Source organism: Oceanisphaera sp. IT1-181, assembly GCF_033807535.1.
Taxonomy (GTDB): Bacteria; Pseudomonadota; Gammaproteobacteria; order Enterobacterales; family Aeromonadaceae; genus Oceanimonas.
In genome coordinates, this window is sequence record NZ_CP136856.1 from 1,610,507 (window position 1) to 1,628,579 (window position 18,073).

Sequence of the window (18,073 nt, forward strand, 5' to 3'; positions counted from 1 at the left end):
TAACCCCCCATTCGGAGACGCTCCTGTGTCCAAACGCAGAGTCGTGGTGACTGGCCTCGGTATGCTATCTCCTGTCGGTAACACGGTTGATGCCAGCTGGCAGGCCTTGTTGGCAGGTCAAAGTGGCATCAGCAATATCGAACACTTTGATACTACCGATTACAGCACCAAATTTGCAGGCCTGGTCAAGGACTTCGATCCCGAAGATCATGGTATCGCGAAGAAAGAAGCCCGCAAGATGGACTTGTTCATCCAATATGGCGTGGCAGCCGGTTTACAGGCAATGGCCGACTCCGGACTCGACATTACAGACGCCAATGCAGATCGCGTTGGTGTATCCGTTGGTTCAGGTATTGGTGGTCTTGGCTTAATAGAGTCTAACCACACCAATTTACTGGCCAGTGGTCCGCGTAAATTAAGCCCGTTTTTTGTGCCTTCCACCATCATCAACATGGTGTCTGGCCACTTATCGATCATGAATGGCTTACGCGGCCCAAATATCGCAGTCACTACCGCCTGTACCACAGGCACGCACAGCATAGGGCTGGCGGCGCGTATGATTGCTTACGGTGACGCCGATGCCATGTTGGCTGGCGGCACCGAAAAAGCCTCTACCACTCTAGGTATGGGCGGCTTTGCGGCGGCGCGTGCGCTTTCTACGCGTAACGACGAGCCACAAAAAGCCAGTCGTCCTTGGGACAAAAACCGTGATGGTTTTGTGCTGGGTGACGGCGCCGGTGTGATGATGCTGGAAGAGTACGAGCACGCGAAAGCGCGCGGTGCCAAAATTTATGCCGAATTAGTCGGTTTTGGTATGAGCGGCGATGCCCATCATATGACGGCTCCTCCTGCTGCTGGTTGCGGCGGAGCGAAAGCCATGGCCAATGCCATTAAAGATGCAGGCATAGCGCCGAGTGCTATCGGTTACGTGAATGCGCACGGTACCTCAACGCCATTAGGCGATGTGGCCGAGTTGCGTGGCATGAAACAGGTGTTTGGTGATCATGCTAATAAATTAATGATCAGCTCCACCAAATCGATGACCGGTCACCTATTAGGTGCCGCCGGTGCCATTGAAGCCATCTTTAGTGTGCTGGCGTTGCGCGACCAAATTGCACCCCCCACCATCAACTTGGATAATCCAGATGATGAGTGCGATTTGGACTTGGTTGCGCACACCGCGAAACAAGGTCAATTTGACTATGCCTTATCCAACTCCTTCGGGTTTGGTGGCACGAATGGCTCATTGATTTTTAAACGCATATAATGGCTCCTTGGCCATCTTTAAGCCCGGCCCAGCGCCGGGCTTTTTTATAGGCGTTAAGTAGAGTGGCATAACGGATAAAGATCTTCTTTGCCACGCTTCCTTGTTGCGAGAGTCACAGAAAAATAGGGTCCTTTGGGCGCAGTAAGCTTGAAGCTTGAAGCTGTAAGCTGTCAGATAAACACCAAACTCGTAGAGGCCGCTTCAGCTGGCCGGTTTTGCACAGCAAAACTTGTCGCCTGTGAACTCTTCCGTGAGTTCCGTGCTTCTCGTAATAAAGAGTCGTGGCAAAGAGGTCTTGTAGTATATGAAAAAATTAGAGGGCGGCATGGATTCCATTATCACAGACACCACTCTCTTTTCGGCAGTGAGCCGCGGTTGGCAATTGGGTGATGGGCATTTTACCACTGTGTATGCTAAGCACGGGCAGTTGCACCATTGGGCATATCATGAAGCCCGACTAACAGCAGCTTGTGCTCGATTACAGATGCCTGTGCCGAATTGGGCGGACGTAAAAGCGCGCGCGCAGGCTTGCCTAGACGAGCATAGCGACCAAGTATTGCGCATTACCTTAGTGCGCGGCGCGGGCGGGCGTGGTTATAGCATGCAAGGCTGCACAGACACTCAAGTGTTGCTCAACACCGCACCTTTTCCGGCTCAATATTATCAATGGCGTGAACAGGGTATCACTATAGGTGTCTGCCAAGGTCGCTTGGGTAATAGTCCGTTACTGGCGGGCTTAAAAACCGTTAACCGCTTAGAGCAGGTACTGTTGAAAGCGGAATTAGACGCCCAACACTGGCCCGAGGCCTTGGTGTTGAACAGCCAACACCAAGTGGTAGAAGCGGTCACGGCCAATGTGTTTTGGCGTGAAGGCGAGGTTATCTATACGCCAGACTTAACCGAGCTTGGGGTGTGGGGCATAATGCGCGCTTGGTGTGCGGATTATTTGGGCGCACGCCTAATGCACACTCAAGCCTTATTACCGCGCTTATTGGCCGCAGATGAAGTGTGGCTGACCAATGCGCTAATGGGAATAGTGCCGGTGACGGGTATCATTGAGCCCCATGGGGCCACGAAATTTAAGACCACGCATTTAAACGTCGCTGAGTTAAAAATAACTAGGGAATTACAACAAGCTTATGAAAAAATTAATTAAGTGGCTGGGACGCATCTTTTTATTAGCGGTGCTGGTGATCGGCGGTGTATCCATTTATGGCTATCAGCAATGGCAGCAGTTAGAAAAAGCGCCGATTGCGACTACAGAATCACCCTTGTTTGTGGTGGCGCGCGGTGAAACCAGTGGTAGTTTGATCACTCGGTTAAGTCAGCATGAAGTACCGTCTTATGTTAGAAAGCTGTGGCTGCGTTTTCATCCAGAATTAGCCGCGGTGCGCCAGGGTACTTATAAGTTTGCCCCCGACGCCTCGGTGCGCGAAGCGCTGCAAGCCATCGTTGACGGCGATACTTATCGTTTGCAAGTGACCTTGGTAGAAGGGCTGCGCTTAAGCGATTGGTTGCAACGCTTGGCCAATGCGGAATATTTAGACGTCACCTTGGAAGGCCAAAGTGAAGCTGAGATTGCTAAGCAGTTAGGCTTGGATAATAAAAAGCTCGAAGGTTGGTTGCTGCCAGAAACCTACAGCTACACCCCAGGTGATACGGATCTCTCCATTTTGCAGCGCGCCTATGATGAAATGGGGGAGTTTATTGATAAAGTCTGGCCTGAGCGTCAGTCAGACTTACCCATTACCACGCCCTATGAAGCCTTGATTTTAGCGTCCATCATCGAAAAAGAAACCGGCATTGCCGAAGAGCGCCCACTTATCGCCTCGGTATTTGTAAACCGGATGCGGGTCGGCATGCGCCTACAAACTGATCCCACGGTGATTTATGGCATGGGTGAAGACTATGATGGCAATATTCGCAAGAAAGATCTGCAAACTCATACTCCTTATAATACTTATATGATTGATGGCTTACCGCCAAGCCCCATCGCCATGGCCAGTAAAGAAGCCATTATGGCCACCTTGCATCCACTGGACAGTTCTTATTATTATTTTGTGGCCATGGGTGAAGGGCGGCACTATTTTTCTAAATCTTTGCGCGAGCATAATAACGCCGTGCGTCGCTACATTTTAAAAAGGTAAGTTATGAGCCAGTTTATTGTGATTGAAGGGCTCGAAGGAGCCGGCAAAAGCACGGTGCACGCGCATGTAGTGGCATGGTTACAAGCGCGTGGCCTCAGTGTGGTGAATACCCGAGAGCCCGGTGGTACGCCCTTGGCCGAAAGAATGCGCGACTTAGTAAAAGAAGTGCATGACGAGCCCATGACCATGGAAGCCGAGCTGCTATTAATGTACGCGGCGCGCGTACAATTAGTGATAAACCGCATTCAACCTGCCTTGGCTGCCGATTGCTGGGTAGTAGGGGATCGCCACGATTGGTCATCACTGGCTTATCAAGGCGGCGGGCGCGGCATAGATCTGCAGCTTATTCGCCAAATTAAGCAGGCGGTATTGGGTGATTTTGGGCCCGACTTTATCTTGTATCTGGATATAGACCCCGCCATTGGTTTAGCGCGCGCCCAAGAGCGTGGCAAGTTAGACCGTATCGAACAAGAGCAGTTAAGCTTTTTTCAACGCACTCGTGCCACTTACTTGGCGTTGGCCGCCGCTGAGCCTAATTGCCGATTAATTGATGCCAGCCTTGATGAAGATGGCGTGAAAGAAGCCGTATTGAATGCTTTGGAGCAATGGTTTGTATCCTTGGCTAAGTGATACTCAGCAGCAATTGTTGCTGTTGATTGCGCGGCAACAATTGGGCCATGCGCTGTTAATAAAAGGCACGGTGGGTTTGGGCAAACTGAGCCTAGCGCAACATTTGGCGCAAGCACTGCTCTGCCAACGAGAGCCTGTTGAACGAAAGCTATCGCAAACAGATTCTTCTCAACTGGATTATTCTCAACAACAGCTATGCCAACATACAAGTGTTGAGCTTAGATCAAATGTTCAGCCAGATGTCAGCACCGAGCTGCCCTGTGGGCAGTGTCATGCTTGTCGGCTAGTGCAGGTCGGCACCCACAGCGATTTACATGTGATTAATAGTGACACCCGCAGCATAGGGGTCGACAGTATTCGCCAGCTTTCTCAGGTGTTGAGTGAAAGCCCGCGCTTGGGGCGCGCGAAAGTCGCCATTATTAATGACGCAGAAAAAATGACCGAAGCGGCGGCCAATGCGCTGCTAAAAACGCTAGAAGAACCCGCCGGCCAAGCGACGCTAATGCTGGTGAGTGCGTATCCGGAGCGCTTACTGCCGACCATTCGCAGCCGCTGCCAGCAGTGGCTAGTGCCATTGCCTAAACCGGAGTTGGTGTTAGCGTGGCTGGCAGAGCAAGGGCTGGCCGCCAATAGCCAGCAAAGCTGGTTGGGTGCCTTAAACGTCAATCAAGGCTCGCCGCTGGCCACCTTAGCTTATTTGCAGGCGGGACTGGATCAAGGTCGGCATACCTTACTAAGTCAATTTAGTCAGCTAGCTGAGCAACCCCAAACCTTAACTGCGGTGCACAGCGCCTTGCTAGCCGAAAAGGTGCATGTGATTTGGCTGCAATTATTATTACAAGATGCCTTGCAGCTGGCATTAGGCTTAACGCCGGCGGCCCTGCGCTTAGTTGATAATCTGGATCTATCATGCCGCGTTAGCCAAGTGGGTGCCGTGCGCTTAGAGCGCGCCTTAACCAGCTTGCTACAGCTGCAACAAGGTGGGCAGTCCAGTTTAGGGCGACCGGTCAATGCCGGCTTGCAATTAAGCCTATGGCTGAATGATTGGCTGGCTGCTTAGAACGTGAGGATGAGGCCAATTCTTCTGCGCTTTCGTTTACGCCTCACACCTCACACCTCACGATTCACTCTTCACAAAAAACAAAGGAGACGGTTTTGCTGGTTGACTCACATTGCCACTTAGACAGACTCGAGTACGGAAAAAAACATGCAGATATGGCCGAGGTGATTGCCAAGGCCGCACGGCGCGGCGTGGATCATATGTTGTGTATCGGGGTAAGCTTGAGCAGCTTTCCCGATATGCTCGCGGCCATTAAACCCTTCCCCCAGGTGTTTGCTTCCTGCGGCGTGCACCCGCTGCATCAAGACGACGAAGCCAACGATCCTGAATTACTGCTGAAGCTGGCTTCTGATCCGGCGGTAGTGGCGATAGGCGAAACGGGCTTAGATTATTTTTATGCGCCTGAATCCGCCGAGCTGCAGCGCCGTTCCTTTGAACAGCACGTGGCCGTGGCGGTGGCGGTTAATAAGCCCTTGATCATTCATACGCGTAGCGCACAAGAAGACACGCTGCAAATATTACGTGATGGCGGCGCCGAAAAAGTAGGTGGCGTGCTGCATTGCTTTACCGAATCACTGGAGATGGCAGAAGCGGCCATTGAGCTGGGCTTTTATATCTCAATATCCGGCATCGTCACTTTTAACAGTGCCGCTGCTTTGCGCGAGGTGGTGAAAGCCTTGCCATTAAATCGACTGTTAGTTGAAACTGACTCACCTTGGCTGGCACCGGTACCATTTCGCGGCGAAGAAAATGAGCCAGCTTACACCCGCACCGTAGCGGAATTTATTGCCAAGCTTAAAAATATTTCACCGGAAGAAGTGGCGGCACAAACCACGGCTAACTTTTTTGAACTCTTTAAATTAGCGAAACCTATGAATGTAAAGTGAGGCGTAAATCGTGAGGGGTGAGGTGTTAAACACAAGAGTTAAACACAGGCGCTGAACAAGAATACTTATCCCCATTTACCGCGCCTTTGTTGTAAGTAGGCTTTATAAATAAGCTGTTTCATTTGTGTCTTTATCAGGAGGTGCGCCTTGCTTGCATGGCATGCGTGGCTAATTGCCGCCTTATTACTGTTATTATTGGAATTGCTGAGCTTAGGCTTCTTTGCATTGGCGCTGGGGTTAGCGGCATTGGTGGCCATGAGTGCCGCGCTGTTAGGGCAGGGAGTCACAGTGCAATTGTTTGTGTTTGCCTTAGCAGCGGGCCTGTTGGCACCGGGCTTAAAGTGGCTGTTTCGCCGGTATGCGCCTTCACGGCGTACCAGCTTCTTAGCAGGCGAAGGTCAACGGCAAGAAGGTGAGATTACCCAGCTTGAGACGGGAGAGTATCGGCTGCGGTTTGAAGGTGACTTATTTATGGTACGCAGTGCCTCAAACGCACCGTTAATAGTGGGTGCACGAGTAAAAATTTGTCGCTTTGATGGCATTACTGCCATTATCGATTAGTAAAAAGCTGATTAACAAAAAGCCGATTAATAAAAAGTTGATTAAAAAATAAGGGAATAGCATGGGGTTTGAACCAACATTTATCGTGGCACTGGTGTTTGCGGTGCTTATTTTAGTATTTGTGATCAAGGGATTGATGATAATACAGCAGTCAGAAGCGGTGGTGATTGAACGCTTAGGCAGTTACAACAAAACCTTAGGCCCAGGTGTGAACTGGGTGATCCCCTTTATTGACCAACCGCGCTCCATAAAAGTGCGCCGTTATCGTGCGATTGGCGGCGAAAATGTAGCCATGGTGACCGAAGAAGTCCGTATCGATCGCCGCGAAACTGTGCTCGATTTTCCCGGGCAGTCGGTGGTGACCGCAGATAACGTTAGTGTGAACGTCAATGGAGCCTTATATTTTCAGGTGATTGACCCGGAGCGCGCCGTTTATCAAACCGAGAACTTGATCCAAGCCATCGAGATTTTAGCAAAAACATCCTTGCGTTCAGAAATGGGCAAGATGGAGCTGGATAAATTATTTGAATCCCGCCAAGAAATTAACGACAAACTGCAATTAGTCATGGACGAAGCGGGCAACAAGTGGGGCGTTAAAGTCACCCGTGTTGAAATTCAAGATATCATCATCCCCGCAGAAGTCGAAGATGCCATGCGTAAACAAATGGCGGCCGAACGTGAGCGTCGTGCGCTGGTATTGCGCGCCAGTGGCGAGCGCGAAGCCGCCATTGCGAAAGCGGAAGGCGAAAAACGCTCCAGTATCTTGGTCGCAGAAGGCAGTAAAGAAGCGGCCATTCTAATGGCAGAAGGTCAGCGTAAGGCCATCGATGAAGTATTGTCAGCCGGCGATTCAAGGCTAGATCCGCAACTGATGGTTGGTTATTTACTCGGCCTTGAGTATTTGAAAACCTTGCCGGAAATTGGCAAGAAAGGCGATCGCATCTTCTTACCATTTGAAGCCAGCAGTGTACTGGGCGCGGTAGGCAGCATAGAAGCGCTGCTTAATCCCCGTAAAGTAAACGGCTAACGTGTAGCGCAAACAGCGATCATTCGCTTATATAAAAGCCCAGTGCTGCTGACAGCACTGGGCTTTTTGCGTTGGAGGAGACAGTCTCTCACTCTTAGCTTTCATACCTTAACCAAGATCCTGATGTTCATCAGGAAGACGGCCAAACCATAAACCACACACTGTCATACCGGGCTTGCCCCGGTATCTTGCCCTTAGGTTATAAAGTCACAACCGAGATCCTGATGTTCATCAGGATGACAGCGCTAAGAATCACGCCTCAGCCTGCGCCCTGCGCTCACACAAGACGAAATACGCGAGGGCGGCCAATAAGGTGCAGACACTCATGGTGATTAACATATATAAAGGCGAGGTGTCGGGCAGTAGCGCCACAAAACCGGCCACCAAGGCCGCTGAGCCAAAGCGTAAGGTGCCGGCCATGGACGAGGCGGTGCCTGCCAAGTTGGGTAAGCTGCTGAGCAAGCTGGCCATGCTGTTACTGCCGATGGTAGAGATCACTCCCACGTACAACATAATGGGTGCCACTACCGACCATAAGCCCCAGCCCATTAACGGGCCTATGGGCAAGAGTAGGCCCGCCAATAACTGTAAGCCTAAGGCCAAGCGCAACATATTGCGTGAGCCTAAGCGGTGCACCCAACGGCCGTTAAAAATGGTAAACAGCATTAGGCTAATGACGTTTAAGCCAAATAAGTAGCCCACATGCTGCGGGGGTATGCCATAAATCTCGATATAAATAAACGAAGCACCGGTTAAGAAGGCAAACATACCGGCAAAGGAAAAGGCGCCGCACAACATAAAGCCTAACGCCACTGGGGTAGTGAGCAGGCGCAGATAACTGCGTAATATCGAGCCTAAATGCAGCGGTTGGCGTCGTGCTTGGGGCAAGGTTTCGGGTAGGCGAAAACTGCACAATAGGGCAATAATGGCGGTAAAGCCCGCTAACACCCAAAAAATAGAGCGCCAACCAAACCAGTGGGCCAAATGTCCACCCAGCATGGGGGCGATTAAAGGGGCGAGCGTCATCACTAGCGTGATATAGGACATGGTGCGGGCAAAGTCTTCACGATTAAATAAGTCGCGCACTAAGGCTTGCACTACCACTGCTGAAGCCGCGCCGGCAAAGCCTTGAGCGGCGCGCAGCCAAGTCAGGCTTTCTACGCTGGTGGCCATGGCACAGAGCATGGCGGCGATGGCGAACACGACCATGCCACCTAATAGCACGGGGCGGCGGCCTTTGGCATCGGACCAGGGGCCAAACAACAATTGACCCAAGGCAAAGCCACCGGTGTAGGCGGCGAGGGTGGCTTGCACGCGATGGGAGTTAGTGCCCAACGTTTCTGCGATAGCCGGCATGGCCGGCAGATACATGTCGATGGCGAGCGGGGTAAGGGCGGAAACGGCGCCGAGCAAGATAATTAACGGTAACGATGCATTAGCAGACATACGTCGCGCAGTCCTCCAAGCAAACAAGCGCTCCCTGCGGTTGTCGACAAAAATAAAGCAAAAAAAGCCAGGTACGAAATCCATGTACCTGGCCTAGGGGAATGGCTCATCTATTGAGCCGTGCGCTAGTGCGACGCCACAATTGCGGCGTCACCCTTCAAACTATCGACCACAATAGCGAAGCTTGCCAGTCCCGAATGTAAAAACAGCCCAGTATAAGCTTAAGCGGGCCGCAAAGTCATAACCCGGTGCCAATATAAACATAAAAATGGACTCAATCATTTACCTTGGTTAATACGCGAGGCTTGCAACTGAGAGTACATAATATTACTGTATGCCCATACAGATAAGGAGTCAGTTATGGCAGTGACAATACAGTATCTCGTGGTTAGAAACGGAATCGAAAAAATGACGTTTACCAATAAAAAAGAAGCCGATGCCTACGATCGTCTACTCGACTTGGCAGAACACTTAGATGAAGTGCTTGAGCGCGCACCGATCTCATTAAATGAAACCGATCGCGAAGCCCTGGCGTTATTCTTGGCCGAAAACCAAGACCTGCTCAGTGGCCCGAAAAAGCAGCCCGCCAAAAAGGGCGCTAAGCCCGTCAGTAAAACCGCAGACGATACAGATCTTAACATTGACGACGAACAGGACGTTAACGCTAGCTCAGACGACCAAATTCACGCAGTAGCGTAGCAACAGCGCCTTACGCTGTACGCCGTCCGTTAAAAACAGACCGCCGGACAATGTGAGTAGGAATGAGGGGGGTGAGTAAAGCTAAGCTCCCTTTCTCCTTCCCACCTCTCATTCTTAAATGTCTTTGGCGGATAGCGTAAAGCGGTCGACGTAAAGCGCTATCCTCGAATCAATTATACAAAGTCCGATACAAGCCTTCTTGCGCCAGTAATTCATGGTGGGTGCCAGACTGGCTGATTTTCCCGTCTTCAAATACTAATACTCGATCCGCTTGGCGTACCGAGCTTAAACGGTGGGCGACAATCAAGGTAGTGCGTCCGCGCAAGAAGTCTTCCAGTGCCGCATGCAGCTTGTTTTCGGTGTCCGTATCCAGTGCTGAAGTGGCTTCATCTAAGATAACGATGGCAGGATTTTTCAACACCATGCGTGCTATGGCTAAGCGCTGCTGCTGACCACCAGAGAGTTTCATACCGCGCCGGCCCACTTGGGTGTCGAGCCCCTCGGTCATCTCGGACACCACCTCAAATAATTGCGCCACTTTTAGTGCCTGCCACAAGGCCGCATCCTTATGTTCATCGCCTAAGCACAAGTTGGCGCGTACAGTATCGTTAAACAGCACCGGTTGTTGTAGCACGGTGGCAATGTGCTCGCGAATAGTGGGAAAGCCAATTTGCTGGCTGCTTACGCCACCAAAGCGGATCTCTCCCGTATCTGCCGGATACAAGCCTAATAACAATTGAATAAAAGTCGACTTACCGCCGCCACTGGCCCCCACTAATGCCACTTTTTCGCCGGCGTTAATGTGCAGATTCACTTCATCCAGTACCTTACGCTCACCGTTATAAGAAAAGCTTAAGTCCTGCACGCTAATGGGCAGGGTAGTGACGCCCAGAAATGGATTCGCAGGTGATTGCCCCTGTTCTGATGCATTGGGTTGTGCACAAGCTGCAGCAAGGGGGGCCAGTTCGCTGTCAGTGTCGGTATCTGTGCCTAAGGCCAGCATATTATTGATGCGCTTGAGGGCGGCACTGGCGGCATAAAACGAATACTGCATATTCAGTAAGTCTTGTACTGGGCCCATCATAAACCACAGGTAACTGAACACGGCAAAAATCTGGCCCACGGTAAGGTCGGTATATAACACCATGATCATACCCGCGGCGCGAAACAGCTCTACCCCAGATAAAAATAACAAAAAGCTGGCGCGACTGGCGGCTTCGCTTTTCCAAGCGTAATCGATGGCGGTATCGCGCACGCCGCGGGCGCGGTCAATCACCCGTAATAAGTAATGACGCTCACGGTTGGCGGCACGAATTTCATGAATGCCGTCTAGGGTTTCGACCAAGGCTTGCTGAAACAGCTCGAAAGCGGTGTTTTCATTACGCTTTAAATGTTTAACCTTGGCGCCAAGGCGGCTAGAAAAATACACCACTATGGGGTTAAGCAATAAAATAAATATCGCCAACTGCCAGCTCAGTAACAGCAATACCACGGCAGTACCAATCACGCTGAGCAAGCTGATCAGCAAACGACTTAAGGTTTCACCTAAGAATTTATCGAGGGTTTCTACGTCCGTCACAAAGTGAGAGCTAATACTGCCAGCACCTACCGACTCAAACGCGCGCAAGGGTGTGCGCATTAACTGCTTGGCTAATAGAGAACGAATTTGAAAGGTGAGGTGCTTGGCAACCCGCGCAAATTGCCGACCCTGAATAATATTAAACACCAAAGAAAAACTACGCAGCAATAAGGTGATGACTAAGATGGCTAAAATAAAGCCCACCCCGGTTTGCCAATCGCTGGGGAGTATAAAGCTTAAGCCTTCGAGTAAACGACCGGGTTGGTCGAGCAAGACTTCATCAACCAATAACGGCATTAGCAACGGCACGGGCACGGCTAATAGGGTGCCGCATAAGGCAAAAATATGCGCATAAACCAGCGCAGACTTGCGTTTTCGCATCATGTTGACAATATCTGACCACTGTAAAAACGGCGTCAGGAATTTTTTTTTATCCATCAATCACCATCACTGGGTTTTCATTTGGAGAAAGGGCAGGTAAGTTAAGCAAAATTTAACGGCTTTCACGTATACAAAACATGGCTATGTCTACAAAATCTGATTTTTATAAAAGTCTGACCGCGCAAGCCGTCGCCTTGTGCGAGGGCGAACCCAATCGACTGGCGAAACTTGCCAACTTATCTGCCTTGCTGAATTTAGCACTCGATGACATTAATTGGGTGGGCTTTTATCTACGTGAGCAAGACAGCCTAGTACTTGGGCCGTTTCAAGGCAAGCCAGCCTGCATGCGTCTGCCCTTGGGCAAAGGCGTGTGCTCGGCGGCGGTGACCACAGGTGACATTCAGCGCGTGGCTAATGTACATGAATTTTCTGGTCATATCGCCTGCGACGGGGCCAGCAATTCGGAAATTGTGCTGCCATTAAGTGACGGCGAGCAAATTTGGGGGGTATTGGACATTGACAGCCCCTCGTTTGATCGCTTTGATGAGCAAGATGAGGCCGGATTACGGCTTTGGCTAGCGGCAGTGATTCCCTTACTGTAACGTCGGGGTCGCTTTTGTCTGCGCGCTCTTTATAATATGCACAGTTTCAGTGGGCGGTGCGCCCTTAGGTCTTAAACCAAGGTATTTCATGGAAAACTCGGAAAAATTGAAAAACAGTAAAGAAGTCATTGCTTACTTAGCAGAACGCTTCCCTCAGTGCTTTATCGCCGACGGCGAAGCCAAGCCTTTAAAAATAGGTATCTTTCAGGATTTAGCCGCTCAGTTAGGCGAAGATCCTAAGGTGTCCAAGACGTTATTGCGTACGGCGTTACGCCAGTACACGTCTAGCTGGCGCTATCTGCATGGCTTAAAAGCGGGTCAAACCCGTGTTGGTTTAGATGGCGAGGCGTGCGGTGAGTTGACCGAAGAGCACGTTGAGCATGCCAAAGGCGCACTCAAAGAGAGCAAAGAAAAAGTTTTTGGTGCTCGTAAAGACAAGCCTGCCGCTAAAAAAGCCAAGCCAAAGGCCAAAGCGCAACCTAAGTCAGAATCTAAGGCTAAGCTTGAGTCTCAGCCTGCCGCACAGCCTCAGGCTAAGCAGCAGCCGGTTGATCCTGCGACCTTAAAAGTCGCACAAGATGTCAGAGTCTTACTGGGCTCGTCGCCAGTGGCCGCTACCGTTAAAGAGATTACGCGCGATGACGTGCAGGTTGAATTGAAAACTGGCTTGTCGTTACGCGTTAAATTTGAGCATCTTATTCTTTAAGGAGTAGGGTTTGATCAGTCACGGAATTCGTTTGTCCTTGGTAGCCGCCGGCATCATGGCGGCGAGTATTGCTTGGGCGGTACCGCCGACCACGGATGCTTCCGCCATTCCTGTATTGGCGCCAGAAAGTCAGCATGCGGCTGCCAGCAAGCGGGTTGCCGCGCTGTTCACCCGTTCTCATTATCGCCAGTTTCAGCTCGATAACGCTTTTTCTGAGCTGATATTTGAGCGTTATGTTGAGAGTCTTGATTTCAGCAAGAATATTTTTACTCAAGCTGATATTAAGCGCTTTGCGCGTTATCAAGATGGCTTTGATGACGCCCTCAGAACGGGGCAGTTAGATGTGGCCTATCAGATGTATAACGAAAGCTTGAAAAAGCGTTATGAGCGGTTTGTGTACGCTCTGTCGTTACTTGATACGCCCATCACCTTTGATAACGATGATCAATATCAGTTTGACCGGCGTGAGGCCGACTGGCCGACCAGCCAGGCAGAGCTCGATACCCTTTGGCAACAAAGAGTAAAATACGATGCACTCAGCTTGGCCTTGACGGATAAAGACTGGGAAGAAATCAAAGAAACGCTCGCCAAGCGCTATAACAATGCCATTAAGCGGTTAGCGCAAAGTGAAAGCGAAGATGCCTTTCAAAGCTTTACCAACGCCTTTGCTCGCGTCATTGAACCCCACACCAGTTATTTAAGCCCGCGTAACGCTGAGCGTTTTGAGACTGAAATGAACCTTTCGCTCGAAGGCATAGGTGCCGTGTTACAGGGTGAAGATGACTATACGGTGATCCGCTCACTGGTACCGGGCGGGCCTGCGGCTAAGTCCGGTGAGTTACAGCCAGACGACCGTATTATTGGCGTGGGCCAAACGGCCAATAAAATCACCGATGTGATTGGCTGGCGCCTAGATGAAGTCGTGGACTTAATCAAAGGCAAAAAAGGCACGCAAGTGTGGCTGCAAATTCAGCGTGGCAAAGCGGTAAGCGGCACGCCAAAGTTAGTGGAGATCACCCGTGATACGGTGCGCCTTGAAGACAGAGCCGCCAGCGGCAAAGTTATCGAGGTAAACGGTGAAAACATCGGTGTGATTGAAATACCGAGTTTTTACGTCAACTTAAGCGAAGATGTTGCCAAAGAAATTACTAAGCTGAAAAAAGAGCAGATTAAAGGCTTGGTGATTGACTTGCGCGGTAACGGCGGCGGTGCGTTAACCGAAGCTTCTACCTTAACTGGGCTGTTTATTAAGAGTGGCCCTGTCGTGCAAATTCGTGATGGCTTGGGCCGAATCTCGGTGAATGGCGATGACGATGATTTGTTGGCCTACGCAGGTCCGATGACGGTGCTGGTTGACCGTTATTCTGCCTCTGCCTCCGAGATTTTTGCAGCGGCTCTAAAAGACTACGGTCGTGCAGTCATCTTGGGCGAAAATACCTTTGGTAAAGGCACGGTACAGCAGCATCGCAGCTTGTCGCGCATGTATGACTTGTATGAACACCCCATGGGTTTTGTGCAGTTCACCATTGCTAAGTTTTATCGCATTAACGGCGGCAGTACCCAAAATAAAGGCGTGAAGCCAGATATTCCTTTCCCAACGCCGATTGTGGCCGAAGAAACTGGGGAAAGTCTGGAGAAAAACGCCTTGCCGTGGGATCAAGTGGACAGCTTAGATTATGAGCAAGTACAAGATCTTACGCCGCTGTTTGGCCCCTTGCGCCAGCGCCATCAGGCCCGTATTGAGCAAGACCCTGAATTTGTGTATGTGTTTGAAGATATTAAAGAATACAAAAAATTCAAAGACAAACACTCAATGTCACTCAATCTTGCCGAGCGCAAGGCCGAGATGGAAGAGCAAGATGCCAAAGCCTTGGCACGCTTAAACGACCGCTTAAAGCGGGCGGGTTTAGACACCGTCTCTGACTTAGATGACACGCCCACCGACTTTGAGCCGCAAGACAGCTATTTGGAAGAAGCGGCACGCATTACCGCCGATCTGGTCCGCGCTCAGGGCTAAACCTCACAAAGCCCGGCCTGTATTCACAGTGCCGGGCTTTTTTTATTCTGCTTTTTTCCCCTAATTAACGAGGCCTTCGCTATGACCCAAATAAATCCTAAAGTGCAATATCGTGACGATTATCAAGCACCTCATTACTGGATTGATACTCTAGACCTAGACATTCAGCTGCACGACAGCGCCACCCAAGTGGTGGCCATCAGTCGTGTGCGCCGCAATGGAGAGCACGATGAGCCTTTGGTGCTGGATGGTGAGCAGTTAACCTTGTTACAAGTGGCGGTAAATGGCATCGACATTAGCCAGTATCAGCAAACGGACAGCAGCTTAATTTTGTCGCAATTGCCGCAAGAATTTGTGCTGACCATTAAAACTGAGCTGGATCCGGCGGCCAATACGGCGCTAGAAGGACTTTATAAATCCGGCTCCGCCTTTTGCACTCAGTGTGAAGCACAAGGCTTTCGTCGTATTACCTATTATTTGGATCGCCCAGATGTATTAGCGCGTTTCAGCACCCGTATTACCGCCGACCTCGCCACTTGCCCTTACTTATTATCGAACGGCAATAAGGTAGATGAAGGCACACTTGATGACGGTCGTCATTGGGTACAATGGCAAGACCCGTTTCCTAAGCCCGCTTACCTGTTTGCGGTGGTGGCCGGTGATTTTGATGTACTGCGCGACAGTTTTACCACTCTCAGTGGTCGCGAGGTCGCGCTGGAAATCTTCGTCGATAAGGGCAACTTGCACAGAGCTGATCATGCCATGGACAGCCTAAAAGCGTCCATGACCTGGGATGAGCAGCGCTGTCATTTGGAGTACGACCTCGATATCTACATGATAGTGGCGGTGGACTTCTTCAATATGGGCGCCATGGAGAACAAAGGCTTAAACGTCTTTAACTCCAAGTTCGTATTGGCCGATGCCAATACCGCCACCGATGCGGATTATCTGGATATAGAACGGGTGATTGGCCATGAATACTTTCATAACTGGACCGGTAATCGCGTGACCTGTCGTGACTGGTTTCAGTTGTCGTTAAAAGAAGGCTTAACGGTATTTCGTGACCAAGAGTTCTCTTCGGATTTAGGCTCGCGTACCGTTAATCGCATCCAAAATGTACGTACCTTACGTGGCCCACAATTTGCCGAAGACGCCGGCCCCATGGCGCATCCCATTCGCCCCGATGCGGTGATTGAGATGAACAACTTCTACACCCTTACCGTGTATGAGAAGGGCGCAGAAGTGATCCGCATGTTGCACACCTTAGTGGGTGAAGTGGCGTTTCAACGTGGCATGGCGCTGTATTTGCAACGCTTTGATGGTCAAGCGGCCACCTGTGAAGACTTTCTTAGCACCATGAGTGAGGCCAGCGGGCGCGATTTAACGCGTTTTGCCCGCTGGTACAGCCAGTCGGGGACGCCTGTGTTACAGGTGAGCGATAATTATGATGTCAGCATCCAGCGCTATACCTTAACCGTGCGCCAACATACGCCGCCCACCTTGGATCAACCGCAAAAGCTGCCGTTGCATATTCCATTAAGCGTGGCCTTGTATACAGAGCAGGGCGAGCCATTAATGCTTACCTTGCACGGTGAGAGTGTCAGCCCGGTATTGGATGTAATGGAGGCCGAGCACGAGTTTGTGTTTGAAAATATCCCCTCGCGCCCAGTGCCGGCCTTGCTGCAGTCGTTTTCAGCACCGGTAAAACTCGAATATGACTATACCGATGCCCAGCTTACTTTATTGGCCAAGCACAGCATCGATGAGTTTGTGCGTTGGGACGCAGTACAAATGCTGATTAACAATGCGGTGCGTGACAATGTGTCAAGATTGCAGCATCAAGAGGCGGTACAGCTACCTCAAGCCTTGTTAGAGGTATTTAGCGCCACGCTCGACGATCAAAGCTTGGATGCCGCCTTGCAAGCCGAGATGCTGGCCTTGCCAGATATCGGCAGCTTGCTGGAGTTATTTGAGCAAGTCGATATCAGTGTCTTAGGCCAAGTACACGCCGAGCTGCAGTTAGCCTTAGCGCAAGCACTGACTCCCTTGTGGCGCCGCGCCTACCAACAACATGTGACGCCACAATATCGCATTGATCATCAAGATATCGGCAAACGTGCGCTGAAGAATGTGGCGCTCAGTTATTTGGCGTTAGCCGGCGATAGTGGCTTGGCACAAACGCAATATCAGCAAGCCGATAATATGACAGATACGCTGGGTGCCATGAAGGCGGCGGTGCGAGCGGAGTTGGGTGAAGCGAGCGCTATGCTGGCGGACTTTGAGCAAAAATGGCAGCACGATGGCTTAGTGCTCGATAATTGGTTTCGCTTGCAAGCCACGGCACCGGGGGATGACGTATTAGCGCGCATTGCGCAATTAATGGCACACCCCACCTTTAGTTTGAATAACCCTAATCGGGTACGCGCTGTGATTGGGGCCTTTATTAACGGTAATCCGCTGGCCTTTCATCGCTTAGATGGCGGCGGTTATGACGTATTAGTGTCGGTGCTGATTGCGCTTAATAAGAGTAACCCACAAATAGCGTCACGCTTAATTACGCCTCTGATCCAGTTTGCGCGTTTGGATGATGCCCGCCAGGGATTAATTAAGGCTCGGTTAAATCAACTGATGGCATTGCCTGAGTTGTCCGGTGATTTGTACGAGAAAATCGCCAAGGCGCTGGCCTAATGCGTCGGCTGCGGTTTCGCTTGGCTATTTCGCGGCCGCAGCTATTACAATATTATCAAGGCCGCACCGCGGCCTTGTCGGTACAAACCGAACAAGGGCTGCGGCTGCAAATTGCGCTACACCACTTTCGTAGCTTCGTCAGTCATGATGGCCTACAGGGTTATTTTGAAATCATCATCAACAGCGACAATCAATTCCAACAGCTAATGCGCTTGTAGCTCCGTTGGCTAGCTTTACACCTTGTGACCAAAATAAACACTTCATACGAGCTTGTCTCGGTATTTTTTTGTTCTTAAACCCTACCAGTTACGCTGAATAATTTTAGCTCAAAAGCTAAGCCAAAATTCTGTGCTTTTTGTAGCTGCCAATTTATTCG

16 protein-coding genes are annotated in these 18,073 nt (G+C 50.7%); 14 read left to right on the forward strand and 2 right to left on the reverse strand.

Features of this window, described 5'->3' with window-relative positions; genetic code table 11:
* Positions 1-25: 25 nt before the first annotated feature.
* From fabF to R0134_RS07340, 8 genes are all read left to right on the forward strand, one after another.
* The gene (gene fabF / locus R0134_RS07305; protein ID WP_319784138.1) at positions 26-1,267 is read left to right on the forward strand and encodes a beta-ketoacyl-ACP synthase II; all 1,242 of its coding nucleotides are present in this window, start codon (positions 26-28) and stop codon (positions 1,265-1,267) included.
* A gap of 304 nt (positions 1,268-1,571) precedes the next feature.
* A complete protein-coding gene (gene pabC / locus R0134_RS07310; RefSeq protein ID WP_319784139.1) occupies positions 1,572-2,423 on the forward strand; it encodes an aminodeoxychorismate lyase in 852 nt (283 codons plus the stop codon).
* Positions 2,407-3,414: an endolytic transglycosylase MltG gene (gene mltG / locus R0134_RS07315; RefSeq protein ID WP_319784140.1), complete on the forward strand. Its 1,008-nt coding sequence runs from the start codon at positions 2,407-2,409 to the stop codon at positions 3,412-3,414. Before pabC ends, mltG begins: the two co-directional genes overlap by 17 nt.
* Positions 3,415-3,417: 3 nt before the next feature.
* Positions 3,418-4,044: a dTMP kinase gene (gene tmk / locus R0134_RS07320; RefSeq protein ID WP_319784141.1), complete on the forward strand. Its 627-nt coding sequence runs from the start codon at positions 3,418-3,420 to the stop codon at positions 4,042-4,044.
* Positions 4,007-5,104, forward strand: a complete 1,098-nt coding sequence (locus R0134_RS07325) for a DNA polymerase III subunit (protein ID WP_319784142.1) — start codon at positions 4,007-4,009, stop codon at positions 5,102-5,104. The genes tmk and R0134_RS07325 overlap by 38 nt, the downstream gene beginning before the upstream one ends.
* A gap of 95 nt (positions 5,105-5,199) precedes the next feature.
* Entirely contained in the window at positions 5,200-5,991 is a 792-nt protein-coding gene (locus tag R0134_RS07330; protein ID WP_319784143.1) for a TatD family hydrolase, read from the forward strand.
* A gap of 147 nt (positions 5,992-6,138) precedes the next feature.
* On the forward strand, positions 6,139-6,552 hold the full coding sequence (locus R0134_RS07335; protein ID WP_319784144.1) for an NfeD family protein: 414 nt from the start codon (positions 6,139-6,141) through the stop codon (positions 6,550-6,552).
* A gap of 61 nt (positions 6,553-6,613) precedes the next feature.
* On the forward strand, positions 6,614-7,579 hold the full coding sequence (locus R0134_RS07340) for an SPFH domain-containing protein (protein ID WP_319784145.1): 966 nt from the start codon (positions 6,614-6,616) through the stop codon (positions 7,577-7,579).
* A gap of 252 nt (positions 7,580-7,831) precedes the next feature.
* Here R0134_RS07340 and R0134_RS07345 read toward each other — a convergent pair whose 3' ends face one another.
* Positions 7,832-9,025, reverse strand: a complete 1,194-nt coding sequence (locus R0134_RS07345) for a Bcr/CflA family multidrug efflux MFS transporter (RefSeq protein WP_319784146.1) — start codon at positions 9,023-9,025, stop codon at positions 7,832-7,834.
* 360 nt (positions 9,026-9,385) lie between these two features.
* Here R0134_RS07345 and R0134_RS07350 point away from each other — a divergent pair, with 360 nt between their 5' ends.
* A complete protein-coding gene (locus R0134_RS07350) occupies positions 9,386-9,724 on the forward strand; it encodes a YebG family protein (RefSeq protein ID WP_319784147.1) in 339 nt (112 codons plus the stop codon).
* A 169-nt stretch (positions 9,725-9,893) separates the two neighbouring features.
* Here R0134_RS07350 and R0134_RS07355 read toward each other — a convergent pair whose 3' ends face one another.
* Positions 9,894-11,741, reverse strand: a complete 1,848-nt coding sequence (locus tag R0134_RS07355) for an ABC transporter ATP-binding protein (protein WP_319784148.1) — start codon at positions 11,739-11,741, stop codon at positions 9,894-9,896.
* Between the two features lie 86 nt (positions 11,742-11,827).
* Here R0134_RS07355 and R0134_RS07360 point away from each other — a divergent pair, with 86 nt between their 5' ends.
* From R0134_RS07360 to R0134_RS07380, 5 genes are all read left to right on the forward strand, one after another.
* The gene (locus R0134_RS07360; RefSeq protein WP_319784149.1) at positions 11,828-12,286 is read left to right on the forward strand and encodes a GAF domain-containing protein; all 459 of its coding nucleotides are present in this window, start codon (positions 11,828-11,830) and stop codon (positions 12,284-12,286) included.
* A gap of 88 nt (positions 12,287-12,374) precedes the next feature.
* Positions 12,375-12,992: an RNA chaperone ProQ gene (gene proQ / locus R0134_RS07365; protein WP_319784150.1), complete on the forward strand. Its 618-nt coding sequence runs from the start codon at positions 12,375-12,377 to the stop codon at positions 12,990-12,992.
* A 10-nt stretch (positions 12,993-13,002) separates the two neighbouring features.
* Complete coding sequence (gene prc / locus R0134_RS07370; RefSeq protein WP_319784151.1) at positions 13,003-15,009, forward strand: carboxy terminal-processing peptidase; 2,007 nt, start codon at positions 13,003-13,005, stop codon at positions 15,007-15,009.
* Positions 15,010-15,090: 81 nt separating this feature from the next.
* Entirely contained in the window at positions 15,091-17,697 is a 2,607-nt protein-coding gene (gene pepN, locus R0134_RS07375) for an aminopeptidase N (RefSeq protein ID WP_319784152.1), read from the forward strand.
* Positions 17,697-17,915: a DUF2835 family protein gene (locus tag R0134_RS07380; protein ID WP_319784153.1), complete on the forward strand. Its 219-nt coding sequence runs from the start codon at positions 17,697-17,699 to the stop codon at positions 17,913-17,915. The genes pepN and R0134_RS07380 overlap by 1 nt, the downstream gene beginning before the upstream one ends.
* The last annotated feature ends 158 nt before the right edge of the window (positions 17,916-18,073 follow it).